Origin of the sequence: Paenibacillus sp. FSL F4-0100 (assembly GCF_037993005.1) — a bacterium.
Taxonomy (GTDB): Bacteria; Bacillota; Bacilli; order Paenibacillales; family Paenibacillaceae; genus Paenibacillus_AQ.
Window position 1 is genome coordinate 5,758,913 of sequence record NZ_CP150303.1, and the last position, 26,998, is coordinate 5,785,910.

25 protein-coding genes are annotated in these 26,998 nt (G+C 50.0%); 11 read left to right on the forward strand and 14 right to left on the reverse strand.

Annotated elements, in window-relative coordinates; translation table 11 throughout:
* Nucleotides 1–230 precede the first annotated feature (230 nt).
* Nucleotides 231–1,370, forward strand: coding sequence for a zinc-dependent alcohol dehydrogenase (locus MHH48_RS26055; RefSeq protein WP_076324143.1), 1,140 nt, complete (start codon nucleotides 231–233; stop codon nucleotides 1,368–1,370).
* A gap of 208 nt (nucleotides 1,371–1,578) precedes the next feature.
* On the opposite strand, the gene MHH48_RS26060 is transcribed toward MHH48_RS26055, so the two are convergent.
* Together MHH48_RS26060 and MHH48_RS26065 are read right to left on the reverse strand one after the other, a co-directional pair.
* Nucleotides 1,579–1,950, reverse strand: coding sequence for a hypothetical protein (locus MHH48_RS26060; RefSeq protein WP_076324144.1), 372 nt, complete (start codon nucleotides 1,948–1,950; stop codon nucleotides 1,579–1,581).
* 90 nt (nucleotides 1,951–2,040) lie between these two features.
* Nucleotides 2,041–2,961 carry a phosphotransferase family protein gene (locus tag MHH48_RS26065; RefSeq protein ID WP_076324145.1) on the reverse strand — a complete coding sequence of 307 codons (921 nt, stop codon included), beginning with the start codon at nucleotides 2,959–2,961 and terminating at the stop codon, nucleotides 2,041–2,043.
* Between the two features lie 212 nt (nucleotides 2,962–3,173).
* On the opposite strand from MHH48_RS26065, the gene MHH48_RS26070 reads away from it, so the two are divergent.
* From MHH48_RS26070 to MHH48_RS26080, 3 genes are all read left to right on the forward strand, one after another.
* A complete protein-coding gene (locus MHH48_RS26070; protein WP_076324146.1) occupies nucleotides 3,174–3,671 on the forward strand; it encodes a DinB family protein in 498 nt (165 codons plus the stop codon).
* Nucleotides 3,672–3,735: 64 nt separating this feature from the next.
* Nucleotides 3,736–4,728, forward strand: coding sequence for a YafY family protein (locus MHH48_RS26075; RefSeq protein WP_076324147.1), 993 nt, complete (start codon nucleotides 3,736–3,738; stop codon nucleotides 4,726–4,728).
* 5 nt (nucleotides 4,729–4,733) lie between these two features.
* Nucleotides 4,734–5,036, forward strand: coding sequence for an antibiotic biosynthesis monooxygenase (locus MHH48_RS26080; RefSeq protein ID WP_076324148.1), 303 nt, complete (start codon nucleotides 4,734–4,736; stop codon nucleotides 5,034–5,036).
* A 69-nt stretch (nucleotides 5,037–5,105) separates the two neighbouring features.
* Here the strand turns inward: MHH48_RS26080 and MHH48_RS26085 are convergent, their stop codons facing one another.
* Nucleotides 5,106–5,933 (reverse strand): AraC family transcriptional regulator, encoded by an 828-nt coding sequence (locus MHH48_RS26085; protein ID WP_076324149.1) that lies wholly within the window; start codon nucleotides 5,931–5,933, stop codon nucleotides 5,106–5,108.
* A gap of 119 nt (nucleotides 5,934–6,052) precedes the next feature.
* Here MHH48_RS26085 and MHH48_RS26090 point away from each other — a divergent pair, with 119 nt between their 5' ends.
* From MHH48_RS26090 to MHH48_RS26100, 3 genes are all read left to right on the forward strand, one after another.
* On the forward strand, nucleotides 6,053–7,402 hold the full coding sequence (locus MHH48_RS26090; protein WP_076324150.1) for an alpha-L-fucosidase: 1,350 nt from the start codon (nucleotides 6,053–6,055) through the stop codon (nucleotides 7,400–7,402).
* Nucleotides 7,403–7,629: 227 nt separating this feature from the next.
* Entirely contained in the window at nucleotides 7,630–8,514 is an 885-nt protein-coding gene (locus MHH48_RS26095) for an ATP-binding cassette domain-containing protein (protein ID WP_076324151.1), read from the forward strand.
* The gene (locus tag MHH48_RS26100; protein ID WP_076324152.1) at nucleotides 8,511–9,302 is read left to right on the forward strand and encodes an ABC transporter permease; all 792 of its coding nucleotides are present in this window, start codon (nucleotides 8,511–8,513) and stop codon (nucleotides 9,300–9,302) included. The genes MHH48_RS26095 and MHH48_RS26100 overlap by 4 nt, the downstream gene beginning before the upstream one ends.
* Nucleotides 9,303–9,438: 136 nt before the next feature.
* Here MHH48_RS26100 and MHH48_RS26105 read toward each other — a convergent pair whose 3' ends face one another.
* From MHH48_RS26105 to MHH48_RS26125, 5 genes are all read right to left on the reverse strand, one after another.
* Nucleotides 9,439–10,236 carry a TetR/AcrR family transcriptional regulator gene (locus MHH48_RS26105; protein WP_076324153.1) on the reverse strand — a complete coding sequence of 266 codons (798 nt, stop codon included), beginning with the start codon at nucleotides 10,234–10,236 and terminating at the stop codon, nucleotides 9,439–9,441.
* A 144-nt stretch (nucleotides 10,237–10,380) separates the two neighbouring features.
* Nucleotides 10,381–10,740: a VOC family protein gene (locus MHH48_RS26110; protein ID WP_076324154.1), complete on the reverse strand. Its 360-nt coding sequence runs from the start codon at nucleotides 10,738–10,740 to the stop codon at nucleotides 10,381–10,383.
* 149 nt (nucleotides 10,741–10,889) lie between these two features.
* Nucleotides 10,890–11,723 carry a carbohydrate ABC transporter permease gene (locus MHH48_RS26115; RefSeq protein ID WP_076324155.1) on the reverse strand — a complete coding sequence of 278 codons (834 nt, stop codon included), beginning with the start codon at nucleotides 11,721–11,723 and terminating at the stop codon, nucleotides 10,890–10,892.
* 16 nt (nucleotides 11,724–11,739) lie between these two features.
* Nucleotides 11,740–12,630 carry a sugar ABC transporter permease gene (locus MHH48_RS26120; RefSeq protein WP_076324156.1) on the reverse strand — a complete coding sequence of 297 codons (891 nt, stop codon included), beginning with the start codon at nucleotides 12,628–12,630 and terminating at the stop codon, nucleotides 11,740–11,742.
* A 97-nt stretch (nucleotides 12,631–12,727) separates the two neighbouring features.
* Nucleotides 12,728–14,128: an ABC transporter substrate-binding protein gene (locus MHH48_RS26125; RefSeq protein WP_076324157.1), complete on the reverse strand. Its 1,401-nt coding sequence runs from the start codon at nucleotides 14,126–14,128 to the stop codon at nucleotides 12,728–12,730.
* A gap of 404 nt (nucleotides 14,129–14,532) precedes the next feature.
* Between MHH48_RS26125 and MHH48_RS26130 the strand changes: the two genes are divergently transcribed.
* Entirely contained in the window at nucleotides 14,533–15,018 is a 486-nt protein-coding gene (locus tag MHH48_RS26130; protein WP_076324158.1) for an anthrone oxygenase family protein, read from the forward strand.
* Nucleotides 15,019–15,219: 201 nt separating this feature from the next.
* On the opposite strand, the gene MHH48_RS26135 is transcribed toward MHH48_RS26130, so the two are convergent.
* Entirely contained in the window at nucleotides 15,220–15,999 is a 780-nt protein-coding gene (locus MHH48_RS26135; RefSeq protein WP_083659746.1) for a MerR family transcriptional regulator, read from the reverse strand.
* Between the two features lie 121 nt (nucleotides 16,000–16,120).
* On the opposite strand from MHH48_RS26135, the gene MHH48_RS26140 reads away from it, so the two are divergent.
* Nucleotides 16,121–16,981, forward strand: a complete 861-nt coding sequence (locus MHH48_RS26140) for an Hsp33 family molecular chaperone HslO (protein WP_076324159.1) — start codon at nucleotides 16,121–16,123, stop codon at nucleotides 16,979–16,981.
* A 111-nt stretch (nucleotides 16,982–17,092) separates the two neighbouring features.
* Complete coding sequence (locus tag MHH48_RS26145; protein WP_076324160.1) at nucleotides 17,093–17,779, forward strand: G1 family glutamic endopeptidase; 687 nt, start codon at nucleotides 17,093–17,095, stop codon at nucleotides 17,777–17,779.
* Between the two features lie 123 nt (nucleotides 17,780–17,902).
* Here the strand turns inward: MHH48_RS26145 and MHH48_RS26150 are convergent, their stop codons facing one another.
* A complete protein-coding gene (locus tag MHH48_RS26150; RefSeq protein ID WP_076324161.1) occupies nucleotides 17,903–19,129 on the reverse strand; it encodes an amidohydrolase in 1,227 nt (408 codons plus the stop codon).
* A 33-nt stretch (nucleotides 19,130–19,162) separates the two neighbouring features.
* Nucleotides 19,163–19,768 (reverse strand): ankyrin repeat domain-containing protein, encoded by a 606-nt coding sequence (locus MHH48_RS26155; protein ID WP_340390714.1) that lies wholly within the window; start codon nucleotides 19,766–19,768, stop codon nucleotides 19,163–19,165.
* A 206-nt stretch (nucleotides 19,769–19,974) separates the two neighbouring features.
* Between MHH48_RS26155 and MHH48_RS26160 the strand changes: the two genes are divergently transcribed.
* Complete coding sequence (locus MHH48_RS26160; protein ID WP_076324163.1) at nucleotides 19,975–20,844, forward strand: LysR family transcriptional regulator; 870 nt, start codon at nucleotides 19,975–19,977, stop codon at nucleotides 20,842–20,844.
* An 86-nt stretch (nucleotides 20,845–20,930) separates the two neighbouring features.
* Here the strand turns inward: MHH48_RS26160 and MHH48_RS26165 are convergent, their stop codons facing one another.
* From MHH48_RS26165 to MHH48_RS26175, 3 genes are all read right to left on the reverse strand, one after another.
* Nucleotides 20,931–22,781, reverse strand: coding sequence for an ABC transporter ATP-binding protein (locus MHH48_RS26165; protein ID WP_076324164.1), 1,851 nt, complete (start codon nucleotides 22,779–22,781; stop codon nucleotides 20,931–20,933).
* Nucleotides 22,765–24,540 (reverse strand): ABC transporter ATP-binding protein, encoded by a 1,776-nt coding sequence (locus MHH48_RS26170; protein WP_076324165.1) that lies wholly within the window; start codon nucleotides 24,538–24,540, stop codon nucleotides 22,765–22,767. The genes MHH48_RS26165 and MHH48_RS26170 overlap by 17 nt, the downstream gene beginning before the upstream one ends.
* Nucleotides 24,541–24,830: 290 nt before the next feature.
* A complete protein-coding gene (locus MHH48_RS26175) occupies nucleotides 24,831–26,888 on the reverse strand; it encodes a 3'-5' exonuclease (RefSeq protein ID WP_076324166.1) in 2,058 nt (685 codons plus the stop codon).
* Nucleotides 26,889–26,998: the final 110 nt, after the last annotated feature.

Here is a 26,998-nt window from a genome sequence, read left to right on the forward strand (position 1 = left end):
CAGTTATCACCGTCCTATGTCCGGTAAGCCCGAAAGTATACATTTAACACGCTTGCCATCGGGCTCGGTTAACACCGTGACTTTACTCTGTTTAGCATTGACCGTTCTTCAAACAAACTATGTTTTTGCGCGTAGCAGCGCATATGCATAAATAGCGATGGGGATGTTAATAAAAGTGCATATCGGTTATTAAAGAGAGAACATATGTACATCGCATGAGGAGGGGACAAATGAGAGCAGTCACATTTCAAGGCGCAAAAGACATTCAGGTCAAAGACGTGCAGGATCCATCCCTTCAGACACAGGATGATATTATCGTCCGCATCACCTCTACAGCCATTTGCGGTTCCGATCTTCATATATACCTCGGGACTATGCCCACGACTAAAGATTTCGTGATCGGCCATGAGCCCATGGGGATCGTAGAAGAGATCGGTGCTAACGTAACCCGCGTAAAAAAAGGCGACCGCGTCGTTCTTCCCTTCAATGTTTCTTGCGGCCACTGCTACTATTGCAATCATGATATGGAAAGTCAATGCGACAATTCCAATGGCAACCCGGATGTCCATACCGGTGGATACCTGGGTTACACCGAACGCTATGGAAATTATCCTGGAGGGCAGGCTGAATATCTGCGCGTACCGTACGGGAACTTTATGCCGTTTGTCATCCCCGAATCATGCGAACTGGAGGATGAGGCGCTTCTCTTCTTGTCCGATGTTCTGCCTACTGCCTATTGGAGCGTGGAAAATGCCGGCGTTAAGCCAGGTGATACCGTGACGGTGCTCGGCTGTGGACCGGTCGGTCTGATGACCCAAAAATTCGCCTGGATGAAGGGGGCTAAACGGGTAATCGCCGTGGACCGCCTTCCCTACCGGCTGCAAAAAGCAAAGCGGATGAACAATGTTGAGATCTACAATTTTGAAGACTATGATGATATGGGCGCGTACATCCGCGAGATCACTAAGGGCGGCACGGATATTGTGATCGACTGCGTTGGCATGGACGGGAAGAAGTCAACCATGGAAGCCATTGGTCAAAAGCTGAAGCTCCAAGGCGGAACGTTAAGCGCAATGGATATTGCCTTCGATGCCGTTCGCAAATTCGGCACCGTTCAGCTGACCGGCGTGTACGGTTCATTGTACAACATGTTCCCGCTGGGCCATATTTTTGAACGAAACATTACCCTTACCATGGGACAAGCCCCTGTCATCCATTATATGCCGGAGCTGTTCAGGAAGATCACCGCCGGGGAATTCGATCCAACCGAAGTTGTATCCCACCGGCTTCCACTGGAACATGCAAGCGATGCCTATCGGATATTTAGCGATCATGAAGAAGACTGCACCAAAGTGGTTCTGAAGCCGTAGCGTAATTTCGCAGCGAAAAGAATTAACCAAGCATTCCCCTGTCATAATCTAGCTTGGATAGGAAGTGCTTGGTTTTTTATGTCCTGTTTTGATGGAGCTTAGTGCGTGAGCATAAATTTTGCCGGATGAGTGTTGGACGTTTGGGACATGAGCTCACGTCTTAAGGATGCGTGTCGTCGACGGCAAACACATACGCCGAGTCGAACGCCTATTTATTTGCTTTTGTTGCATTCACCCGGATGATCGTTCCGCAGGGATCGGATATCCAGTAGCCTCGCGAGTTCTCGTAAACCTCCACCTCATCCCTGCGATCCACCTGATGCTCTCTCAAATATGAAGCGGCGGTCTCGGGATGATCCGTAGTGACCTCTAACCAGACATCCTGCTGAGCATAGTGAGTCATGCAATCCAGCCATAAATTGTTCGGGCCGTGCTGAAAGAGGTGTGAACCATCCTTGAAGCCTAAATAAGGCAGCCGCAAAACCTCTTTGTAAAAATGCACGGTTTCCTCATACTTGTACTTCGGAATTTTAAGGGCAATATTGTTTCCGCCGACAAACTGAATATCCGCTGATGACATGAGTACAAACCTCCTTTTGGGATTTGATGTCATTGTATCATGCAGCATCACCGAAAAATTCTTCTGGATTGCTATCCTAGCAGCGCTGGTTTAAGACGACCTCGGCATTGGTTTATACCAGTTGGGCATATGCGTCTGGAACCCCTCATACCAGTTCAGCACCTCTTGAGCCTGATTCACCATAACCTCCACTTCCTGCTCTCCGAATGGAATCGCCCAATGAATTGAGGAAATCTGATTGCTCGCGATATAAAGTGCCATTAATCTGAAAAATGAATCCGGTACCTCACATCCTTGAAAATATCCGTGAATACGACCGGAAGCAAACCACGGGCTAATCGCGGCATCCCACGTAATCCGATTAAACTCCTCCCAAGGGTCACCATAATCCGCCCGGTTGAAATCGATGATGCCCAACTCACCTTCAGGAGTAACCACCATATTGCCGACATGATAATCCCCATGCTGAAAAGCACGGGGCCGCTCATCAAGCAAATACCGATGCTCCTCCATAAAACGAATGATGTTCTCAGCACCTGCGAGCTGGATGCCACAGTTCTTATAATTTTTGATGTACCTATCCATTTTGGAATTATAATAATCCACCCATGTGTCAAAGCTGCTTTCAGCCGGAATGCGATGCATTTCGCTTAAATATTGGCCTGCCTGAACGCCAAGCCGGTACTGCTCCTCAGAATCCAGCAATGGAATCGCATCCCTTGCATCTTCTCCCGGAACCCATGTAAACAGGGAAAATACTTGCCTGCCATCATGGCATACGCCAAAATCAATCGGGCGAGACGTACGCATTTCGATAGAATCAAGCTTTTTTACCGCTTCAAACTCCCACCGCTTTCGCTCATATTGAGAGATGTCGGATAATCGGAGAAGCCACTCCTGGCCTTCCGTATCCTGAACATAGTATTTACGATCTGCCGACCAGCCCTTGTCAACGGTTTGAACGGTCATCCATTTATCTGCCCCTGGGATTTCGTGAATCGCTTCCTGCATGCTGTACACCCCCTATATTCGATATCCGGCACGATCTTTAAATCTCATACATTATAAAGGAAGAGGGTTCTATAGACCATGCAGATAATTTCCGGCTAAACACTGAAATAAATAAATTCTTCTTCTCCCATAATCACTGACCGTAATTGTCAGGAATGATGTAATATACTCGACTTACAGCATCCATCCTAATATAAAGCGAGGGTTTACACATGAACATGAGTATAGAGGATTTTACGACAGAATGGTTAAAAGAGGCACGGATTACAGAACAAGTCATGGACGCATTAACCGACGATTCGCTCAAAACGGCCATGACGGATCAGCATCGCACGCTCGGTCAGCTGGCATGGCATTTGGTAATGTCGGTTCAGTATATGACCATGCTCGGTCTACAATTTGAAGGCCCGTCCCGTGAGCAGGAAATCCCCGATTCCGCCGCCGAGATTCAGAGCAGCTACCGCCGGATCCGGCATGCCTTTCTGGATGCCGTGAAATCACAATGGAGCGAGGATGATCTTCGCGCTACCCGTGATTTCGACGGAGAGCCTTGGGCAAATGCGGCATTTCTGCATTTTACCCTGGTTCATCAAGCCCATCACCGCGGACAGATGACGGTGCTGATGAGACAAGCCGGCCTGCGGATTCCCGAGCTCTACGGTCCGACTTACGATTCCTGGATCGACAAGGGAATGGACCCGCTCGTGTAGAAAAGATACAATCTACTTAAAAGCAAACATTCGGGATCATCCCATCTGGAAGGAGCGAATCTAGATGTCCAAAGCGGATAATATGCTGTCGATCCTGTGGATGCTCCGCTCGGGCAAGAAGATGACCGCGCAGCAAATCGCCGATGAACTGGAAATCCATGTTCGAACGGTGTACCGCTGCATCGATTCGTTATGCGCCAGCGGCGCGCCCATCATCGCCGATTCCGGGCCGAACGGCGGTTTTCGGATCCTCGGACAGTTTGCAGAATCCCCGCTGATGTTTGATGCAGAAGAGCAGAAGGCATTGGTGCATGCCTCGATCTTTGCCAAAGAAAGCGGCTATCCGTTTACAGACGCACTGCAGCGGGCGATTGACAAGCTGAAGCTTTATACGAACGAAGAGCAGCTTTCTCAGATCGAACGGCACAGCGGCGGCGTCTCGGTGTTGCAGCCTCCTGTCCATAAGGGGCTGCGGCCGCTGCTTCAGACGCTTGAAAGTGCCGCGGCGCACGGGCAAACCCTGAAAATGACGTATTCGAAGGGCAGGGAAGGCGCCAGCATTACCCGAAACTTTGACCCCTACGGTATCATCCACTGGAAGGGTCAATGGTATGCCGCCGGCTTCTGCCATCTGCGTCAAGAGATTCGCAATTTCCGCGTGGATCGGATCATTGGGCTGGAGCTGACAGAACATGGATTTGAACGGCCCGCTGATTTTTCGGCCAAGGATGTACTGCTTGGCAGTCTGCTGCCCGATCAAGGCAGCCATGAACCGCTGGTCCATGTCGTCATCCAAGGCCACGAGCATGTTCTGAATGAATTAAGTCAGCATTGGTTATTTGGACATACGCTTGTGAAACGCTGTGATGGAGAAGCTCATTTCCGACTGGATACGTCTTCGCTGACGTCCTATGTTCCCTATTTTCTTCTCCCATATGGCAAATCTTTAACCATTCTGGAGCCCGCTTCTCTTGTTCTGAAACTGTCAGAAATCACGACAAGCATGGCGCTCCATTACGAACGCATGTTAAGCGACATGACCAAAAAGGAAGGGTGAACCCGATGGAGAAATTCGCGATGTACGGAAAGCTGATTGCCCATCCCGGCAAACGGGATGAACTTGCAGAGATCCTGCTCGAAGCAGCAGCGATGCTTAGCGATAACAAAGATTGTGAACTCTATATCGTCAACGTTTCGGACAGCGATCCGAATGCCGTCTGGGTCACGGAATTGTGGAGCAGTCAAGACGCGCATGCCGCTTCATTGCAGGGAGCCGATACGTCCGAACTGCTGCAGCGCGGGCGGCCGCTGATTGCCGGTGCGGAGCCGCTCAGGCTTAAACCGCTAGGAGGAAAAGGTTTTTAGGTAACCCAACCCTGATCTGAAGAATAGAGGCTGTCCCCGAATCGAAATTCAGGGACAGCCTCTTTTTTGCTATATATTGTTCCGGTATTCCGAGGGGCTGTAACCAACCTCTTTACGAAACGTTTTCGAGAAATAGTTCGCCGATTCAAAGCCAGTTGCGTCCGCAATTTCTTTGATGCTCAGAGGGGTCGTTCTCAGCATGAGTTTGGCCTGCTCCATTCGTTTAAGGCTTAAATATTTCTGCGGCGTGATCCCGAAATGCCGCTTGAAGTACTTAATAAAATAATTCGGATGCAAATGCAGCGTCCCCGCCATCTGCTCCAGCGTAATCTCCTCATGCAGGTGATTCTTAATGTACTGCTGCACTTTGTGGAGCCTGCCCATATCTTCCATTTTGTCCGTATGAATCTGCGGGTGCTGGTGCTCGAACACTCGGGACAGGATGTCCAGCATCACCGACTTTTCCTTTAACCGCGCGGCGATGGTACCGGTACGATGCGCATCCACCAGCTGCTGGAATAATGACGGAATCTCCGCGTTCTCCGATAAATCATAGCAATAGGGAACGTTCAGCCAGGAAAATACATCGGAATCGCCTACGGTCGCCGAGAAGTGCGACCAATATTTAAGATAGGGGCGGCCGCTGATGACAGAGTAGGATTGCCTGGTCCGTGCCGGCATCAGAACCAATTGACCCGGAACGGGATACAGCTCCTCATCGCCGATTTTCACCCATCCTTCCCCATCCAGGATAAAATAGAGCTTGTTGTAAGACACGGTGTAGTCGAATTCCTTCCACTCCGGCCAGCACTGCGTTCTTTCGGCCTCCCAGATCTGAACCTGCATGTTCAGGAGCATCTGCTGAATGGCTTCATGTTCATTTCGTTCATTCTTCATCTGCGATTATCCTCTAAAGTTATTATAATACCCGTCAGAGTTAAGTAATTATCTATTCATACTAACACATTCTTGTTAAAATCAAACTCGACAATTCCAAGAATCGGAGGTTTGAATCCATGACAACAACTACCACTCCAACCAATCAAGTCATCCAGGAACGAAACCAGCGTGTGCAATGGTTCCAGAACGACCGTTTCGGCATGTTCATCCACTGGGGGCTCTACTCGATCCCAGCCAGAGGCGAATGGCTCCGAAGCTCGGAACAGATGAGCATCGAAGACTATCAGACCTATTTCGATGAATTTGATCCCGTTGACTATAATCCGCGGGAGTGGGCCAAAGCGGCCAAAAAAGCAGGCATGAAATATGCGGTGCTGACGGCCAAGCACCATGACGGATTCTGTTTGTTCGACAGCAAGCTGACGGAATATAAATCAACGAATACCAAAGCCGGCCGGGACCTCGTGCAGGAGTTTCTGGAAGCTTTCCGTGAAGAAGGCCTTAAAGTCGGCCTCTACTTCTCGCTGATCGATTGGTACCATGAGGACTATCCGGCCTATGGGGACCGCATTCACCCGATGCGCGCCAACGAAGCCTTCAAGCGCGATCCCAAAAACTTCGACCGATACCTGGATTACATGCACGGGCAGGTTCGGGAGCTGCTTACAGGCTACGGCAAGCTCGATATTATGTGGTTTGACTTCTCCTATGGTAACATGCGCGGCGAAGTATGGCGCGCCACCGAGCTGATGAAGATGATCCGCGAGTTGCAGCCGCACATTCTGATCGATAACCGGCTTGAAGGCAGCGGCGAGAGCGGAGGCAGCATCTACACTACCGATCCTTCCGTTTACAGCGGAGATTTCGCGTCACCTGAACAGATCATTCCGCCGCACGGCGTCGTGGATCAGATAGGTGCCCCGATCCCATGGGAAGCCTGCATTACACTGAATAACAATTGGGGCTATGCAGCCGCCGACCGCAATTACAAATCGGCAACCACGATCATCCGCAAACTGGTGGAATGCGTTAGCAAGAACGGCAACATGCTGCTGAACGTCGGGCCTGACGCGAGGGGCGTCATCCCTAAGGAGAGCCTTGACGTGTTGGAGGAAATCGGTGACTGGATGAGCAAGAACGGCGACAGTATCTATGGCTGTGCGGCCGCCGATTATCCGAAGCCGGATTGGGGTCGGTACACCCAAAAAGGCAATAAGCTGTACGCCCACGTCTTTGAGGAGTCCATCGGACCGATCAATCTCATCGGCATGGCCGACAAGGTGAAGAAAGCCCGTCTGCTCGCGGACGGATACGAATTGTTCCTCAGCCGCCCATGGAGCGCCGCCGAATTCGTCGAAGACGCATTCGTTAATTTCGCGCGGCCTGAACACTTCACCTATCCGCTCCCCGACAAACGCAATACCGTCATTGAACTGGAGCTTTATGACGAATCGGATCGTTCGTAACGATAAGATCGCATATACTATGAACTAATCCCTATAAGAGCCTGACTTGATGTTTTGTTACATCGCGTCAGGCTCTTTTTTATGCCCCGACACCCTATCCTCCTGTTATCATCATGCAATTCCAAACGCAAAAAAATCGTATTGCACAATAACTGTTTATGCTATATACTAATTATAAATTAAACTGTTTATTATATATACAATTAATTAAGGGAGATGTGCTGACAATGAGTAACTATGCTGTTGAGATTCGGCAACTTCGCAAAAGCTTTGGGCACCAAACCGTGCTGGACGGGATCGACCTGAGCGTGCCGCAAGGAAACGTATTTGCTCTTCTTGGTCCTAATGGAGCCGGCAAAACAACCTTGATCAACATCCTGTCCACATTGGTGAAGCCCGAAGCCGGCAGCGTGAAGATTAACGGATTTGATCTCCGCCATCACAAACAGGATGTGCAGCAGTCCATCAGTCTGACCGGCCAATTCGCTGCCGTTGACGAAGTGCTGACCGCGGAAGAGAACCTGCAGATGATATGCAGGCTGTCCGGTCTATCCGCAGCGGAAGCGCGCCTGCGAACTGCAGAACTGCTCGAACAATTCGATCTCGCAGCTGCTGCCGCCAAGCGCGTGAAGACGTATTCGGGCGGGATGAAGAGAAGACTTGATCTTGCGATCAGCCTTGTTGTGCCGCGGCCCGTGCTGTTCCTGGATGAACCAACCACGGGACTGGATACACGCAGTCGCCGTACCCTGTGGGATATCATTCTGCAGTTGAAGAGCCAAGGTATCACCATACTGCTGACCACGCAGTATTTGGAGGAAGCGGATCAGCTCGCGGACCGGATCGCGGTCCTGGATGGCGGGCGAGTCGTTGCTGAGGGAAGTCCGGCCGAGCTGAAGACCCGTGTCGGAGGAGAAGTTCTGGAGCTCCGCGACGAACACGACGAGGTGATTCACAGGATTCCGACAAGCGGCAGCATCGGGGACGTCGCTCAGACGCTCCATGAGTTCACTCACCTGCTACCGAACGAGACGCGCGTAAGTCTTCACAGGCCAAATATGGATGATGTATTCCTGTCGCTAACCGACAAGAAATTGGAGGAAATCGTATGATGAGAGGAACAGCTTCGAACACAAAAACAACGTCCTTTGCGGTCACCCAGAGCGTTTTTATCGGTCGCAGCTTACGTCACAGCATCCGGAACGCGGAGGCGATGATTACGGCAATGATGCTGCCGATCATGTTGATGCTGCTGTTCACCTATGTATTTGGCGGCGCCATTGATCCCAGCGGACAGTATGTAGACTACGTGGTGCCGGGAATCATTCTGTTATGCGCAGGTTTCGGATCGTCCAGCACGGCCGTCGATGTCTCCCAAGATATGACCAATGGCATCATTGACCGCTTCCGGACCATGCCCATTCAAAGCATGAGTGTCATTACAGGACATGTGGTAGCCAGCCTTGCTCGAAACATGCTGGCGACTGGCGTCGTTATCGCTGTGGCTCTGCTCGTTGGATTCAGGCCTTCAGCCGGACTTCTGGATTGGATTCTCGCCATCGGCTTGATCGCGCTCTTCATCTTTGCCTTCACTTGGCTTTATGCCGCCATCGGCCTCGTTGCAGGCAGTCCGGCAGCGGCCAGCAGCTATGGATTTGCACTGCTCTTCCTCCCCTACCTCTCCAGCGCCTTCGTTCCTACTGAGACGATGCCGACATGGCTGCAAGGGGTCGCAAGCAACCAACCGATCACGCCCGTCATTGAGTCCATTCGCGGGTTGCTGACGGGAGGTTCTATCCAGGATCACATCGGCTGGGCAATTGGATGGTGTCTGTTCATCCTTGTCGGGTCCATGGTATGGAGCATGTGGACGTTTAAGAGAAAAGCCGGTCGACGCTAACTATGCATACGCTTGATAAAACGTCCGCTTTGGGCCAAATCAACCAGCAAAAAACCGATCCTCATGCGAGGATCGGTTTTTTGCTCAGCTACGGCACTCTCTTATCGACCACGGCCTGTAACTTTGACCGATAACATTACTTGTCCGACTGTCCGGACTGTGTCTTTGCCTGGAGATAATGATCAATGCCGTCCAGAATGCGTTCTAACCCGAAATCAATGTCATTGCCAATCGGATTCACTTCCTCGTTGTCTTCCGTATAGACCCCCGACATCACAACCGGATACAGGAACGGAAACCGATCCGGCTTCATAAGCTGTTTCAGCGCTGCCGTATAATCGATTCCACTGAACTGTTCCGGGGTGGAGCCTGCCTGTATGGCGCGGTCCATATCCCGCTGCATCATGCCGCTTGATCTAGCGTAATTGCTTAACAAGAGAATCAAAGACATCCGCTCATAATCATTCAGCGGGAGATCCGTCATGAACCGCAGACCCCAATCGATAAATCGCAGATTGTTCGGCGTAATGGGAATACCCGTAATCGGAATGTCTCCAAACCAGGGGTGATCCCGGAATACCTGCATCGTCGATTTGACGTAGGCCCGCATATTCTCGCGCCAGTCGGCAGAATCTTCCGGAGGAATGGGAATATCGCACGCGGCGTTCTGCATTAGCAGCAAAAGGTCGTCCTTGCTGGAAATGTACCGGTACAGCGACATGGCGGTAAAACCCAAGGAGGACGCGATTCGATTCATGGAGACAGCGGAAAGCCCTTCTTTATCGGCGATATCGATAGCCGTCTCCACAATCTGCGACAGGCTCATCTCCCGTTTCGGTCCCCGCTGCGGCGGCTTTACCAATCCCCAGCTAAGAGCCGCCCCTCTGGGCAGCTTGGATCCAATATCCGAATCCATACTCTGATCGTTTGACATAAACAGTGTATCCTTTCTGCATCCTAGCTTCTGATGTCATCGATAATTGTTTATATTATAAACAGTATATCATATATGCTCATCCTTATGTACTGGGTAGCATATAAGCATCAGTGCGAAGATACCGACTTGACCCACATATACTCAATCATGTGACAGATGCATCAAAATGTTGACCAGCTTCCCGAACGGATCGCGGACAAAAAAGCGTCTTACTCCCCAAGGCTCATCAACCGGTCCATATTCAATGGAAAAGTCTGCCCGCCTCATCGCATCCAGCACAGCCTCTAGCTCATCCACTTCGATCGACAGATCCGGGACGGGCGTGCCGCTGCCTCCCTCGGAAGCAAAGCTGATCTGTATGCTCATCCTCTCCTGCGAGCCATAAGTGGTGAGCCAGCCATGATCCATTAACATATCCAGACCCAGCACATCTTGATAAAACGTCTTGGCTGCGGCGATATCCTTCGTTGCGACATTTGCGACAATGCGTTTAACTCCCAACTTATACTCCTCCATTCATCATGACTAAAAATATCATTACATCTACGTTATACACGCCATCATGTAAAATACATAACTAAAGTGTAACAAATATTCCCAGCTAAAAAAAGCTGTTAAGATTTACTCAACAGCTGATTCGTTAGCTTCCCCTATCCCTTCGTTCCGCCCTGCAGCCCGAAGCCCTTGGACATGAATTGCTGGGAGAGAATGTACATGATGATCGCCGGGATGGCGTACAGCACCGAGAAGGCGGCCAGGCTGCCGTAATCGACCATGCCATACTGCCCGAAGAACTGATAGAGCTTCAGGGAAGCCGGGAATTTCTCAGGCGACTGCAGCAGAATATACGGGACGAAGAAATTGCCCCAACTGCCCGAGAAGGTAAATATCGCCACCGTACAAATACCCGGAACCATCAGCGGTGCCACGACCTTGCGCATTCCCGTAAACACCGAAGCCCCGTCCACCCAGGCGGCTTCCTCCAGATCGCTCGGCACGGAATCCATGAAATTCTTCATCATCCAAATCCCGTACGGCATGGATGACGCTACATAGAACAAGATGACGCCCAAAATATTGTCATACAGCTTCAGCCCCAGGAACAGCTGGTAAACAGGCACCATCACAGCCGTAATCGGGAGCGATGTCATAAACAGAATGGTCAGCATAAAGGGTTTCTTATATTTCATCTGATAACGGGATAGCGGATAAGCTGCAAGCAGCGCCAGAAGAACAACCAATACGGCTTGGCCAAGCGACATCACCAGACCAATCAGGTAAGCGCGCTGGTTCTCGCTGCTGGTAATCACCTCAACATAGTTAGCGCCGGTAACCTTGCTGGGCATCTTCAGCGATTGCATCGCATTCGGATCGACGGAAGCCACGAGAACCCAGAGCAGCGGCAGCACAAAGCAAATGCCGATCCCCGTAAGGATCGCGTACGGCAGAATACGATAGATTAATTTACGTTGTTTGGCATTCATATGATCTCACCTCTGGTTACTCTTTCATCGACCTGATATACAGCAGGCTTAAGACAATCCCGATCAACAGCAGCAGCAGCGAAATGGCGGTTCCATAGCCTAATTGATAGTTCACAAATGCCTGATTGTACATGAAGATCGGCAGGGTCGTCGTAGAATTGCCCGGACCGCCCCCGGTCATCGCATAGATGAGTCCGAACACCCCAAGCGTCTGCAGCGTAACCAGCATCATGTTGGTTGTAATGGTGCTTTTAATGTACGGAATAATGATACGCGTGAAGATTTTCCACTTGGAGGCTCCATCCACCACCGCCGCTTCCTCAATTTCGTTAGGCACATCATCCAGCGCAGCTTGAAATACCAGCATCGAGAAGGCCGTACCGTGCCAAATGTTCGCAAGAATGATCGTCAGCATCGGGACGGTAAACAGCCAGGTCACTTCCGAAAATCCAAAAAAAGTGATAATCGCATTCAGCGTGCCCTCATCCCCGAAGAAGCTGTACAAGCAAAGAGCGCATACAATCTCGGGCGTCACCCAGCCCGCAAGCACAATCGTTCCAATCACTCGCCGAAAAGTCTTGTTCCTCTGCTTCATCAGCAGGGCGATCAGAAATCCCAGCACCTGCTGCCCGATCACCGCCGAGCCGATAAGGAAAACCAGCGTGTTCCATATACTGATTCGAACCGTGGGGTCCTGGAACATCCGGGCATAGTTGTCAAGGCCGATAAACTTAAGCTCCCTCGCCGCTTCGCCGGTTAACGCCAGGTTGGTGAAGGAATAGAAGAATGTTAACAGAATCGGATATATAAAAAACACGAGCATAATCGCGATTGAAGGAAGCAAAAAAAAGAGCCAGGTATACGTTTTTCTTCGTTTCGGGTAAACGTCCACGGACAGACTGCTCATGTGTCTTCTCCTTCCATGCGGATGATCTGAAAAACCGCTTGCCCAAGTCTCCGCGATGAATGGAGTGCTTGAGCAAGCTGGTTTTGCTTATAGCCAATTATTTCTCCACGATATGATCCGCTCCGACAATGCGGGTGACGTCCTGCGCATATTTATTCATGGCATCCGCCGGCGACGTTCCCGTTGCCACGGACTCCACCATCGTCTGGATCTGTGTCGACACTTCCGGATACTTCTCCTGAGCCGGTCTGAACTCTGCATTCTGCAGGTATTCGGTCGCGATTTCGTTAAACGGCATTTTCGTATATTCCGGATCCTTGGCAACATCGGCACGTACCGTGATATTCCCTGAGGCCATGACAAGCTTCTGCGTATTATCCTTGTTTAGCGCATATTTGATAAATTCCCAAGCCTCGTCTTTGTTCTTGGAATTGCTTGGAATCGACAGCGCCCACCCTCCGGCCAGCGTAATGGACCCAGGGTCCTGCCCTTGGCTGGTCGGCATCGGCGCGAAGCCGAGCACATCTTTGTATTCAGGCCATGGCGCCGCGCCTGATTCCATATAGTTGCCCGTAATCCAGGAGCCATCCAGCGAAATCGCCAGCTTGCCTTGCGGCAGGTATTCGCGGGACGCCGTGTTGCCTGCCTGGCCATTCAATACTTTGGAGAGCGGCGGTCCGAGTTTCTCCTTATTAACCGTCTCCACAAAGGTCAGCGCATCGAGAATGCCCTGGCTTTTCGTAATCCATTTGCCGCCGGCATCGTCATACAGTCTTTCGCCTGTTCCGTAGAGCAGCATTTCATAGGTTTGCATGGAGGTTGCTTCGCCTGTAGCCTTGCCCATGTTCATCCAGATCGGCACAACGTCAGGCGCCTTCTCCTTGATCGTTCGCGCAGCGCTTAAGACCTCCTCCCAGTTCTTAGGCTGCCAATCCTCCGGAAGACCTGCTTGTTTGAAAATGTCTTTGTTGTACCAGAGGCCCCTGGAATCCGTATTGTACGGTACGCCGTACACCTTGCCATCGCTAGCGGTAACCCCCTTCTTCATCGCTTCAATGAAGGAACCGTTGCCCCAGTCTTCCCATGCCGCCAATTTATCGTCAAGCGGTTCCAGATAGCCTGCGCTTGCATCAGAGTTCAGGATAAAGGTATCCTCTGTCACAATATCCGGCGCCGTATCTTTGGACTTGAGCGCCAAGGCCACCTTGGCAAAATAATCGCCTTCCGATGCCTGAATCGGTGTCGGCTTAATCTCTACGCTTTTGTCGGGGTAACTTGCCGATAGTTCCTTGAGCCATTTATAGAACGCTCCGTTCTCGCCGATTCCGTCATCCCGAAACGTCACGGTAATGATTTTCTTGGCTGTCTCTCCATCCTTTCCCGGCTCCGGATCGCCGGTATCGGCTGGGGTTCCCTTACCCCCGGTACAACCGAATAACAAAGAAACGCTTAATAAAGCCGTCGTTACTAGCCAAAAACCCCTCTTGCTTGACTTCATACGAATCCCTCCTTTTGGCTGCAGCAATTTGATATATTATCCAAATTTTGTATACGCTTACGAGAGCGTATATATAACTCTATTTTGAAAATAGTGGGGATATTCGGAACTTTTTTTCGTAACAAATAGGCCGCTCAATATGAAAGCGACCTATAGCAGCCATTCTTCTGCATTTTCTCATCATATTCTTTATTTTCATAACAGGATATGAAATCAACTAATTACCAGAAATAGAAAATATTAATATATAAATGTGAGTCTATTGATTGATATTAAGTTCCTTCCTATTTAGGTCTTTACTTTTGCTGGAAATCCAATTATATTTGTATGTACAAACAATTAAATGAACATACTGGACTGGAACCATACCAGTAATAACCTATGCCATTGGAGGTATACCATCCATGAGTGACCGCTTGATTTTTTTGTTGGCTTTATTCTCGGTAACAGGATCGGGACTCATAGCCGGGCTGTTCTTCGCTTTCTCGTCTTTTATAATGACAGCACTGGCCCGGATTCCCAATGAACAGGGGATTCATGCCATGCAGTCCATCAATGCAACCATTCTCAATCCTTTGTTCGGCACATTGTTTACAGGCACTGCATTAACCAGTATCGTGCTTGCGGTCTTATCCATCATGCGCTGGGGGGAACCCGGCTCGTTGTACTTGCTTGCCGCCAGCCTGCTTTATTTAGCGGGATTCATCGTAACGATGGCGTTCAACGTCCCGCTAAACGACGCACTGGCCGCGGTTGACCCAGGTAGCGGTGCCAGAGGCGAGGTATGGATTAACTACCTGAGACGCTGGGTGCCATGGAATCGTGTACGAACCATCACTTCTTTAGGGGCGATGATCCTGTTTGTTTTTGCCTTACGGCATCTCCCTTAAGACGGGATCACGGGAATGGGGCGGCTATAATCCATAATCCTTGAATGCCTCCCCATCGTTCCACATGTTATTAAATGCCGATTCAAAACTTGCGCCTGTCGCTTCATCCTAAATGATCACGGCAATATCATCGTTCTCTTCCACAGCCGATTGGAAGTAATTGAATGAACCCACTTCCACCTTCGTTCCGTCAAGCAAAATTCATGCATCTGTGGTTATAACGCCCACCGCTTGTTTGATAAAATTGTACAATTCTCCGTCCATCCCATAGGATAATGCATCATCCGGATACTCCGCATAGTACTGCTCTGCTGAATGAATAAACTCTTCATTTATATGAACCCATGACGACATCTTTTCACTCCAAATCTTCGCCAATATCCTCACCTCGTCCTCATGTGGTGCCATGCCCTTCTCATATAACCTTCGAAATTCGGAAAGAAGCCGAGCTCCTTCAGCCTGCAATTCCTCCAGTTCGTTTTCTTTCACCAAGCTGAACCATTTCTTCATCTCTTCGGATTGCGGTGCTTTAAAATGCCGACTCTCCGTCATCCTCATCAACAGAATCGCCATCAATAAACGCTCACTAGACACGTGTTCTCCTGATAGGAACAACTTATCGATTCCCTCGATTCGACTACGCAGCTCCGTCAAAAATTCGATTTGATCGTTCAATTGAGCGAGCTGAATATCCATCATATCTCTAAGAGAATGTCCCGATTCATTCATGGTTAATTTGATATCCTCCAATGAGAATCCTAACTGCTTCAAGGTCATGATTTGATGCAGTTTAGCTACGTCGTCTTCGGTATAGAGACGGTGACCCGCTTCCGTATTTTCCGAGGGGGAAAATAGCCCGATTTGATCATAATGGTGCAGCGTTCGAACGGTTATCCCTGTGCGCTTCGCAAGTTCACCGACTTTCCAATTTCGCTTACGGATACGATCCCCTCCCAAGAATAGTTGAACGATTCGACTCAATCATAATGTAAGAAGCTTTGTTCCCTCTTGCACCTGACGCTACGTCAGGAATTATACTGCAAATAATACGATCCAACTAGTTTTCAACAGTAAATACCATCAGAAAGGACTATAGGATACAATGCAGAATGGAAACTTCGTACTACAAACGTTAGCCTACAATCATCAAGTGCGCATTTTGTTTGTAGAGAATACTGAACTTCTTAACGATATGTGCCATCCCCCGTCGATGCACAAACTGCTCAAAACAGCATGGGGACAAACCATAACCTCCGCTTGTCTGATTATAGGAACATTAAAATACAATCAGAGATTAAGCTTAAAAATCAAGTTTAGTAATGCGCGTCATAAAATTTTTGCTGATGTAGACAGCATGGGGAATGTACGGGGATACCTCAGTGATGAACTGGTACACATAACCCCGGATCAGCTGAATCATATACATCTTAAACAAATAGTCGGTGATAAGGGCAGCATTCATATAACGAAGGATTTAGGCATGAACAGCTTGTTCACCGGAATTACGGATATGCCTTATCGTAACATCATAGATGACTTGTCACATTACTATCAACAAAGCGAACAAACATCCACCGATTTCTACAGTTATATCCAATTTAATGAGAACGAAGAAATTGTTTTAAGTAGAGGTATCATGGTTCAACTTCTTCCCGGCTGCCCCCCGCATCGGATTCAGCAGATAAAAAAGGAGCTCAGAACGCATCAGTACATTTTGGCGGATAAATCCAACGGTCTCATGGAGATACCTGGCAAGATTTTCAAAGACATAGAGATTGTCGGGAGCATCCCGATTCAACATTTCTGTGGCTGTTCAAAAGAAGTGTTATACCCCATACTTCATTCACTAGAAAAGAAAGATTTGAAGTACGCTGTTATGAAAGCAGAACCGATTGAACTTGTCTGCCATATTTGCGGCAGCAAATACGATTTCGAGCCCCATGAAATTGCCGGACTCCTCTAGCCCTCTTCATGGGTACACCAAGATCTAAACAAACTTTCTAACAGAAAACCCATACCATCTCTACCGATTCTTCATTAGATATACTATCAATCTAGTAAAGGCGGTGGAGATATGGGGATTCCCATGATAGATAAGTGGAATCACGCATGCCAACTTGACACTTCAGCCAAGCCGCGTCGTAACATCGGATGGATTTCAAGCAATTGGAGCGGATACAGCGTCACAGGAAAAAAAGGGGCCTTCAAACGGATATCCGCCAAATGGAATGTGCCGTTTGTTCGTCCAAGCCGTGCGGCGACTTATTCGTCCGCATGGATCGGAATAGACGGCTTCGGCAACAGCAATCTGATACAGACCGGAACGGGTCATGAATTCATAGACGGTAAGGCTTACTATTATGCATGGTGGGAAATTCTCCCCGCCTCGGTTACGATCATTCCGCTGCCAATTCAGCCGGGGGATCGGATGCATGCCAGCATCAGCAAGCGCAGCGGTTCTAACTGGTTAATCTGCCTTCGAAACGTATCACGAAATTGGATCTTTCGAACGCTACAACGTTACAATGGTCCACAGACCTCGGCGGAATGGATCGTCGAAGCGCCACAGGTCAATGGGGCACTTGCAACAATGGCACGATTATCCCCTGTCGCCTTCTCCTGCTGCCGCGTCAATGGGAAAAGTCCAAAACTCACAGCCGATGACGGAGGCATTATGCTTCAGAATTTAAGCGTTACTTCCATACCTTCCAATCCGAACAGGGCAGGAGACCGGTTCGTTGTCAAAAGTGTTCCTCAATAGAGTCTTGACCTTCAGGCAGCGTAAAGGACGATCCTCATGATGATACGGAGCAGCTGTAAACCCGATAACCAACAACAGCCGCTGCACACCGGAAAAGTCCGGCAGGCAGCGGCTGTTTCTTTATCATGATTCGTAAACTGGCTTTCCTTTGAACAGCACAGCCCGGCGGGGTGACCGTCTGGCAACGGCTTCTGCGGAGCAGCTGGCTTCTACAATCACCGCATCCGCTGCATCCCCGACGTTAGGCCAAACATAGCGACCGTCCTGGTCTAACGGCGTCACGCCTCCCGTAATAAACCCGAGAGCCTGTCCGAGGGAACGCTCATCGGACATATGGAAACGTTCGGCCAGCAAGCCCACTTTGTCCAGATTATCCCCTTTGCCGAACGGGGACCAATGGTCCATTATGCTGTCTTGCCCAAGCGAGATGTCTACACCACGGCGGTGCAGCTGCGGAATCGGAATGGTTCGGCCAAGCGGTACGGAAGAGGTGACCGAGATGCCCAAATCCGCCAACCGAATCGCCACCTCATCTACTTCGCTTGGTGAGACATCCGCGAAAGCCAGCGCATGGCTGAGCGTGACTCTCCCATTCCAACCCGCCTCTTCCGTAAGGTCAGCCACGCGCTTAAAGGTATTCAGCCCAACATGTGACGACTCATGCAGGTGCAGGTCAATGCCGGCGTTGGCTTCAACAGCCAGCTCCATCACGGTGTTCAGTGATTTCTCCATGTTCTCATCCACCGTTGTAGGATCCAAGCCCCCAACCAGCGCTGCGCCGTTTCGGAGCGCATCCCTGACCAGGGATACGGACTGGCTGCGAAGCAAGCCGTGCTGAGGAAATGCTACAATCTCAACAAAAGCTTTTTCCCTGTATCCTTCAACCGCCTGCAAGGTGGCCTCTAAATTTCTCAAGCCGACAACAGGATCGACATTGCAATGGGAGCGGATATGCGTAGACCCGTAGCGCAGCAACAGATCAAGCAGTCCCTCCGCTCTTTCCTTCGCGGTAGGAAGAAGCTCTAGAAGCAGCCTCTCTTCCTCCTCGATTCGGCTAAAGATTCCGTGAGTCGGACGGCTCGGTGCCTTCCAAGGGCCTCCATAATAGGTTTTGTCCAGGTGGATATGCATATCCCTAAATGATGGGAGCATCAGATCCCCCTTCATATCCCGAGTCGGCAATAACGTATCAGGCAAAGCATCCGCAGGGCGGATCTCGGAGAAAGCCTCATTCTCTATTTTCATATGAAAAAGTCCCGTTTCGGTTCCGGTCACGACGTCATCCTCGTAGCGGTAACCCGTCTCCAGACGGACATGCAGCAGCCAATATGCATTACTTTGTTCGATCATAGCGTTCATCCCCTTCTCGTTTATACCTGCCTTCTATTTGCCTCGCTCTTCGTTTACAGCGTCCAATAGGATGCGTTCGATTTCTTGGTATCCCCGCTCCCTGGCATGCTGCAGGGGAGTTACGCCATTCCCGTCGGGAAGCCCAGCGTCCGCCCCATGATCCAGCAGCAGCTTCACGATGCGCTGATAATGCTCACTGCCGTCACCAAGAATGACAGCCTCGAGCAGCGCGGTCCAGTTCAAGTTATTAATATGGTTCACATCGATGTCGGTCCGGGTCAACAGCTCTTGAACAATCTCCACATGTCCTCGGTCGGAGGCCGGTATGAGAGCCGTCCCGCCAAAACGGTTGGTCAACGTCACATCCGCATCGGCTTCGATCGCCAATCGCATAATTTCCACCATTCCTTCTGCACCGGCATACAAAAATACATTATTTAGTTGCTTATCTCGAATATTGATATCAGCGCCAGCCTGGATCAAAGCCTCTACCGTTCCGACATGATTGTGGTAGGTTGCAGCCATTACCGCTGTTCTTCCCTGCTCATCCGTCGCATTGATGTTTGCGCCGGATTGAAGAAGCTGGCGTACTTGCTCCGTATTGCCTTGCTCGGCATATTCAATGAGTTCATGATCCATATTCTGCACCTCTTCTTTCTCCAGATTAGGTTGACAGGCCGACAGGAGAAGGATTAATAGAATCGCTGATAAACGCAGCACTCGATGCTCCCTCCTCTTTCTATCGTGTATATTGGTATGCTAACATGAGACAGAACCATATGAAAAATACTTAAAAAATTGAATTCACTAAGGTTTTTCATATACAAGGAGGATTGTTTCAACCTATGGACATCAGACAGCTCCGGTATTTTATTGCCATCGTGGAGGAAGGTACGATCTCGCTTGCCGCCAACCGGCTTCATATTTCCCAGCCGCCTCTCAGTCAGCAGCTGAAAGCGATGGAGGAAGAGCTCGGGTCCGTCTTGGTATATCGTAGAGGCAAGCGGCTCGAAATCACCGAATCAGGTAAAACGCTGTATAAATATGCGCTCCAGATGACCCAGCTCATGGAAGAGGCCAAAGCCGAGGTTAAAGAGGTCGGGAACGGTGATAAGGGAGCACTGAGTCTTGGCATCAATACATTATCTTCGGTAGAACTGCCGTCATGGCTGCAGGAGTTCAAAACAAGATATCCCCAAGTTTCATATAAAATTCAGCAGAACGAGTCGTATCAGCTCTGTGAGCTCGTGAGAAACCGGTCGCTCGAATTAGCGATCGTCCGCCTGCCGCTCGAATTGGATGATTTCTCGATCCTTCATCTGCAGACGGAGCCTTTTTATATGCTCACCTCTGAGCCATCCATCGAACAAGAGATAACCCTCCCTCATATTGCGCAGTATCCGCTCATTCTGCCAAGCACGGAAGGGTTGGGCGTGTATTATACGATCCAGATGGCATTCTCGGAACAGAAACTCCAGCCGAACATCGCAGCCGAATGCTCCGACATTTCGCTGCTGCTGCGTTTGGTCGCTTCGGGTTTTGGCGTGGCGATCGTTCCCGAAACGCTGGTCAAGCAGCACTTGCCTGCTTCTGTTCATGCTTACAAAATCAAGGACACCCCGGCTGCGGCTTCCGCAGCCTTGATCTGGCTGAGAGATCATCACGTCTCCAGAACGGCTCTGAACTTCATTGACTTGTTGACAAGTGCCCTATAACTACTTACTGCTTCCATAATCGGCCCCTCATAAAAAAGAAGACAGAGCTAATGAAAGCTCCGTCCTCTGGGAAGAATTTATAGCTGTTATCTTGTCCGATACAATGAACCGGCAGCCTCCTGCTCCTGCTTCTGTCCTTGGGAGTGAAGATACAGCTCTTCATAATACCCATGGGAGTCCAGCAGTTCCTGATGCGTGCCTTGCTCCACGATCCGCCCTCTGCTCATGACTAAAATCCGGTCTGCCCCCATGATGGTAGATAGGCGATGGGCAATGACAAGGGTCGTTCGCCCTTCGGCCACGAGTTGCAGCGCGTTCTGGATCAGCTGCTCCGTATGCGAATCCAGGTTGGCGGTCGCTTCGTCAAGAATGAGAATCTTGGGCTGGAAGACGATGATCCGGGCGAAGGAGATCAGCTGCCGCTCGCCGGCGGACAAGCCGCTCCCCCGCTCCGACAAACGGGTGTCATAGCCTTCCTTCATCCTCATGATGATCGAATCCGCACCGATAAAGCGGCAAGCCTCGATCACCCGTTCCCTCGAGATGGTCTCATCGAACAACCGTACATTGTCCAGTACCGTGCCGGAGTAGAGATACGGCTCCTGCTGAACAAGGCCTACCATCCGGTGCAGATCGGACTGTGCCAGCTCCCTAATGTCGATTCCATCAATCCGAATGCTTCCTTCGTTCACATCATAGAAACGGCACAGGAGACTGATGAGCGAGCTTTTTCCCGCTCCGGTAGTTCCGACGATCCCGATCATCTCTCCGGGTTTGATATGGAGATCCAGGTCCTGAATGACCGGCGCCCCGCCTTCGTAACCGAACGTGATCCGGTCAAAGTCAACGCGTCCCTCAACTTTTGCTTTCTCAATAGTCACCGGCTTGCGTTGATCGGTGACCTCAGGCTGAATCGCCAGGAGGCCCCATATCCGGTTAATCGCCACCGTTGCCGATTGCAGCGTATTCCACTGCTGGGTGATCGTGTTGATCGGCTGGAAGAATAAACGGATATACGTTATAAAGGCATACAGCACGCCGAACTCCAGCGTCGTCCCCAGGACGGCTTGTCCACCGAGCCACGTCACGAATGCAATCGCCAAGTTGTTCAAAATTTCGTAGGAGCGGTTAAACAGCACGTTCGTCCGGATCTCCCGAATGTTGGCCTTGAAGTAAGAGCCGTTCCGTTCCTCGAACTGCTTCTCCTGCTCCTTCTGCTGATGGAAAACTTGAATCAGATTCATCCCCGAGAGATTCTCCGCCACAAAGGCCACCAGCCGGGATAACCTTGTTCTGGCCATCTGATAGGTGTGGCGCATATAACGCCGAAACGCAATGGCGATCCCCGCAATGATCGGCAGCAGGATCAAGCAGTATAAGGTCAGCTTGACATCCAGCTGGAACATCAAGACCAGAATGAAGATCAAAGTGAATCCGTCGCGGAACAGGCTGAGCAGCACCTGGTTAAAAAACTGATTGATCGCTTCGGTATCACTGGATACATGCGTAATCAAGCTGCCGCTCGGCACTTTATCGAAATAAGACATCGACAGCTTGGATATATGGGCAAACAGCCGTTTGCGAATGCTCGCTACAATGCTCTGCCCCGCCTTTTGCAGCAAATTATTTTGCAAATAGGTGAACACCATACTGAGCAGCGATAGCAAAAAATAGATACCACATATGACCATCAGGCTCCGAAAATCGTTCTTGCCGACCATCAGATTATCATCGATTGCGATTTTCATCAGGTACGGCTGCAGCAGCTCTGCCGATATGGCAATCAAGGTGCAGCCGATAAACCCGGCAAAGATCAGCCGATATTCCTTCATATAACCCGATAAAGCACGAAATGTGGATATATATTTGGGCTTGGACTGAGGGGCATTCAGATCCGCCTTCTGGTCCAGCTGCCAATTGTTAATGGCCTGTGCCATGATGCTTCATCCCCTCTTCCTGAATGTCATGCAGCGTTCGGTACAGTCCGTCCTTCGACAGCAGTTCTTCATGCGTACCCCGCTGAACGATCTCTCCCTGATCCAGGACGATGATCTCATCGGCATGTTTCAATGCACTGATCCGGTGGGCAATAATGATCGTGGTCTTCCCAGCGCGGATATCGCGAATCGTCTCCATAATTTCGGTCTCCGTCACCGCGTCGACGGCGCTTACGCTATCATCCAGAATGAGGATAGGTGCATCCTTAATCATTCCCCGTGCAAGGCTTGTCCGTTGGCGCTGTCCTCCGGAAAGCGTAATGCCTCGCTCCCCTAAGCGGGTTTCGAACTTATCCGGAAACTCCGCGATGTTGTCATATACGCGTGCTTTTCGCGCTGCTTCCTCAACGACAGCCGGCTCCGTGTCCCGTTTATAGAAGGCAATATTCTCGCGGATGGTCGAGCTGAACAGGAAGCCGTCTTGAGGAACATAGGCAATCCCTTCGCGCAGGCTTTTTAATGTAAGCTTCCGAATATCCACGCCCCCGATCAGCACTTTCCCCGGAGACGGATCGTAGGTACGCAGCAGCAGCTTCATCAGCGTAGTCTTGCCGCTTCCCGTTCGGCCAATGATGCCCAGCGTCGATCCTGGCAAAACATCCAATTGAATGCCGCGCAGAACCTGTCTATTCCCCTCCTCTTGACCATTCACATCATCATAGGAGAAGGATAAATCACGCACTTCGATGCCCGGAATCTCCTGATTCAGCTCCTTGGCACCAGGCAGTTCCTTAATGTCGGCCTGCTTGCCAAGCAGGTCGTTCAATCGGTCAAGCGAAGCCCTCGCGCGCTGAACGACATTAATGACATTGCCAATCTGCTGCAGCGGATTCATCAGCATACGGATGTAAAGCGTCAATGCGACAAAGTTTCCGACCGTAATGCGGCCCAGAATCGTCAGGTAACCGCCGAATAAGAGGGCGATAATGAGTGAGGCGGCACCCAGAAACGGAATGATCGATTGAAAGAGCGATGACACGCGAACCAGCCGCAGCTGCTTGTCCCGGATGCGGTCCACCGTCGTCCCAAAGCGCCGTTTCATCGTGTCTTCCACCGCGAACTTCTTGGTGACACGGATCCCGCCAAACTGCTCCTCCGCGGATTCCGTCATCAAACCCAGCGCTTCCTGAACCTGCAGCGATCTTCTCCTGATAATCGGCCCGAGCCAAACGACAATTACCGGAATCAGCAGCAAGGGAGCGATGCTCGCAGCCACCAGATACAGCGGTACGTTCGTTATTAGCAGCATGACGATCGTGGAGACCAGAAGGATGGAGGAGTTTGCCGTCTGATTGATCCCCATCGAGATCGCTTCCCTTACTGTCGTCACGTCATTCATGAAATAACTTAGCAGCTTGCCAACGCCATTCTTGGAATAAAATCGCTCGCTGAGCCCCGTAAAGTGGACAAACAATCGGCGCCGGTTCATAAATTCGAAATACCGTCCCGTGTACATCACCAGAAACTGGCCGATGCCGCCGATGACGGCGAAGCCGACACCGATGCCCAGCAGCGTCCAACTGTAGCGTACGATGCCATCGACAGACAATAAATCATCCTTCAGTTCATCCGTGAAATTGCCCAGCACCCTCGGGAAATTAACGTGAATGATGTTAGCAACCAAATGGCAGCAAACCGACAATACATAAAACGGCCACGTCTTCCTGAAAAAATCTCCGAGTATTCGATGAGAGTCCAATGTCCCATATCACTTCCTGTCCCGTTGTTGGATTGATTAGTCCGTTACGTTTTCCTCCTTCCATACGTTTGCTGTGATACTCCCATATTAATAGGTTCTATAAATAAATCGGTCCTCCTTCCTGAACGGCCATATGATTTATTCAAATTTAGACATACTAGAGTAACAATAATCGATGTAATTTCACTCCAATCATCTAAAGAAAAAAGCCGCAAACATCGGTCGCGACTTTTTCAAAAAGTGTACCTATGGATGACATGGATGACGCTATCCTGATTTTCGGCTCACGCTCACACGGCCAACCAAGGTGCCGGCTCGCCCGAATAGGTCAGCGATAGCCTATGCATGGCCCGGGTACAAGCAATGTAGAGTAAGCTTCGATCCATCTCGGAACGATAGTTTTCGGCGTCCGCAAAAGGAACGATAACTTGATCGAATTCCAGGCCCTTGGCCATATGGGCGAAGGTGATCGTAATCCCATCCTGAAAGCGGTCGCTGCTAAAATCGAGCAGATTTACGCTGCCCTCAAGCTCTCTGATGGACTCATACACCTGCCGGGCCTGTGAAGATGTTTTGCATAGGATCCCCATCGTCTGCATTCCGGAATCTAAAAAGTGACGGCTAAGATCTTGTATGAACTCCAGTTCCTCCCGGGCGTCACGACACCGGATCACCTGCGGTTCTTCTCCATGCCGCTCCACGGGAATCATGGTGCTGCCCGGATGGATCCGCTTCGCAAGCTTCATGATTTCCAGCGTGGAGCGATAGCTTTTTAACAACTCAATCGTATCGGCATGTGGAAACACGCCCTTGATATCATGCAGTGAAGTGGACGTATATACGTTGACCGACTGATTGCTGTCCCCAAGAATCGTTTTTTTGCACGAAAACCATCTGGAGAGCACGGCATATTGAATGGGTGTATAATCCTGCATTTCATCGACCAGCAGATGCTTCACCATATCGTATGACGTGCTTCCCTCCAAATACATTTTGAGATACAGCAGCGGAAAAACGTCTGCATACTCGATCATTTCCCTTCCTTTCATGACGAACATGTCCGGTATGTTCCTATACGAGAAGAATTCCTTGTACATGCTGAGTGCATTTTGAAATTTGAACATTTTCTTGATCGCGGTTTTGACCTTTTTGGCTTCTGCCGCAGTCAGTCTCTCTCCATCCTTTGTACGAACCCGACCTGACAGGATGGAGGCCGTCTTCTCCAAGCGCTGCCTGAGCGGCATGGTCATGATGCTAAGGTAAATGTCCCTGATCTCCGAAGCCAAAATACATACGTCCTTCAACTGAATATCCGCAGGCAGGAAGAACTGCTCATCGGCATATTTCATATAAGCCTCCAGTTCGTGTACGAAATGCATACTGGCCTTATACTGGATCCGTTCAATGACCTGCTCGTCATGGGTGCTCACGATTTCGTTCACCTGTTCGGAGAAGGTCTGAAACTGACATAATCCACCCAGCTCTTTGGCAGCAAGCTCCTCCATCGTAACCTCCATGATTTTCTCTTCGCCAAGCTCTGGCAGAACGTTGGATATATAATCGGAGAACACTTTATGGGGGGATATAATGAGTACGTTGCTGGAAGTCAAGGTCTCCTTATGGCGGTACAATAGAAACGCTACCCTATGCAGAGCCACTGAGGTTTTGCCTGAGCCTGCCGCCCCCTGTATGATCAGCTCATTTGCGGTTTCGTTTCGTATGATGGCATTTTGCTCCTGCTGGATGGTAGCCACAATATTCTTCATCTTCTCGTCCGACGTGCTGCTGAGCTCCTTCTGCAGCACGTCGTCATTGATGTTCATGGAGCTCTCAATCATATATTCCATATGACCGTCTTTGATTTTGTACTGCCTTTTGACGGTAACTTCGCCTTGCATCCTGCCCATGGGCGCTTCATACGACGCAGGACCGACATTGTAATCATAGAACAAGCTTGCTACCGGCGAGCGCCAATCATAGATGAAATGCTCCTGACTCCCTCCGTCCGTGAAAGAATGGATGCCGATATAGTAAACACCTTCTTCAATCGTTTCATTCGTTCGGAAATCCACCCTGCCAAAATACGGCGAGGCAAGTAGTTTGCGAATCTTTTGCAGCCTGGCCACCGTCTTCTCTCCCGTATCAATCGATAAGGAAATATCAACCCGGTTGGCCGCTCGTTCCGCCGCATCCAATTGGGCCATGTTCACCCACAGATATTTCTTCGCTTCAATGATATCTTTGTACGAATCAGACACCTTCCCCTCTAACTCCTCCGATGCTCGATGAAGCTCCTTTAATACAAACTCTAGATACTCCCGCTCTGCGCTTTCGCTTGGATTCAGCATTCGTAAATTCCCCCTCTATGCTAAAGAATAGCTCTAAGTATAGGGGTTTCCCAAAAAAAATATAGACTTATACTTTCCGTTGTAGTATTGTGTATTTATCGTGGGTCCAA

What these genes read in the sequence shown, in the direction of transcription:
- MHH48_RS26055 (WP_076324143.1), top strand. Translation starts at nt 231, where the DNA reads ATGAGAGCAGTCACATTTCAAGGCGCAAAAGACATTCAGGTCAAAGAC.
- MHH48_RS26060 (WP_076324144.1), bottom strand. Translation starts at nt 1,950, where the DNA reads ATGTCATCAGCGGATATTCAGTTTGTCGGCGGAAACAATATTGCCCTT.
- MHH48_RS26065 (WP_076324145.1), bottom strand. Translation starts at nt 2,961, where the DNA reads ATGCAGGAAGCGATTCACGAAATCCCAGGGGCAGATAAATGGATGACC.
- MHH48_RS26070 (WP_076324146.1), top strand. Translation starts at nt 3,174, where the DNA reads ATGAACATGAGTATAGAGGATTTTACGACAGAATGGTTAAAAGAGGCA.
- MHH48_RS26075 (WP_076324147.1), top strand. Translation starts at nt 3,736, where the DNA reads ATGTCCAAAGCGGATAATATGCTGTCGATCCTGTGGATGCTCCGCTCG.
- MHH48_RS26080 (WP_076324148.1), top strand. Translation starts at nt 4,734, where the DNA reads ATGGAGAAATTCGCGATGTACGGAAAGCTGATTGCCCATCCCGGCAAA.
- MHH48_RS26085 (WP_076324149.1), bottom strand. Translation starts at nt 5,933, where the DNA reads ATGAAGAATGAACGAAATGAACATGAAGCCATTCAGCAGATGCTCCTG.
- MHH48_RS26090 (WP_076324150.1), top strand. Translation starts at nt 6,053, where the DNA reads ATGACAACAACTACCACTCCAACCAATCAAGTCATCCAGGAACGAAAC.
- MHH48_RS26095 (WP_076324151.1), top strand. Translation starts at nt 7,630, where the DNA reads ATGAGTAACTATGCTGTTGAGATTCGGCAACTTCGCAAAAGCTTTGGG.
- MHH48_RS26100 (WP_076324152.1), top strand. Translation starts at nt 8,511, where the DNA reads ATGATGAGAGGAACAGCTTCGAACACAAAAACAACGTCCTTTGCGGTC.
- MHH48_RS26105 (WP_076324153.1), bottom strand. Translation starts at nt 10,236, where the DNA reads ATGTCAAACGATCAGAGTATGGATTCGGATATTGGATCCAAGCTGCCC.
- MHH48_RS26115 (WP_076324155.1), bottom strand. Translation starts at nt 11,723, where the DNA reads ATGAATGCCAAACAACGTAAATTAATCTATCGTATTCTGCCGTACGCG.
- MHH48_RS26120 (WP_076324156.1), bottom strand. Translation starts at nt 12,630, where the DNA reads ATGAGCAGTCTGTCCGTGGACGTTTACCCGAAACGAAGAAAAACGTAT.
- MHH48_RS26125 (WP_076324157.1), bottom strand. Translation starts at nt 14,128, where the DNA reads ATGAAGTCAAGCAAGAGGGGTTTTTGGCTAGTAACGACGGCTTTATTA.
- MHH48_RS26130 (WP_076324158.1), top strand. Translation starts at nt 14,533, where the DNA reads ATGAGTGACCGCTTGATTTTTTTGTTGGCTTTATTCTCGGTAACAGGA.
- MHH48_RS26140 (WP_076324159.1), top strand. Translation starts at nt 16,121, where the DNA reads ATGCAGAATGGAAACTTCGTACTACAAACGTTAGCCTACAATCATCAA.
- MHH48_RS26145 (WP_076324160.1), top strand. Translation starts at nt 17,093, where the DNA reads ATGGGGATTCCCATGATAGATAAGTGGAATCACGCATGCCAACTTGAC.
- MHH48_RS26150 (WP_076324161.1), bottom strand. Translation starts at nt 19,129, where the DNA reads ATGATCGAACAAAGTAATGCATATTGGCTGCTGCATGTCCGTCTGGAG.
- MHH48_RS26155 (WP_340390714.1), bottom strand. Translation starts at nt 19,768, where the DNA reads ATGGATCATGAACTCATTGAATATGCCGAGCAAGGCAATACGGAGCAA.
- MHH48_RS26160 (WP_076324163.1), top strand. Translation starts at nt 19,975, where the DNA reads ATGGACATCAGACAGCTCCGGTATTTTATTGCCATCGTGGAGGAAGGT.
- MHH48_RS26165 (WP_076324164.1), bottom strand. Translation starts at nt 22,781, where the DNA reads ATGGCACAGGCCATTAACAATTGGCAGCTGGACCAGAAGGCGGATCTG.
- MHH48_RS26175 (WP_076324166.1), bottom strand. Translation starts at nt 26,888, where the DNA reads ATGCTGAATCCAAGCGAAAGCGCAGAGCGGGAGTATCTAGAGTTTGTA.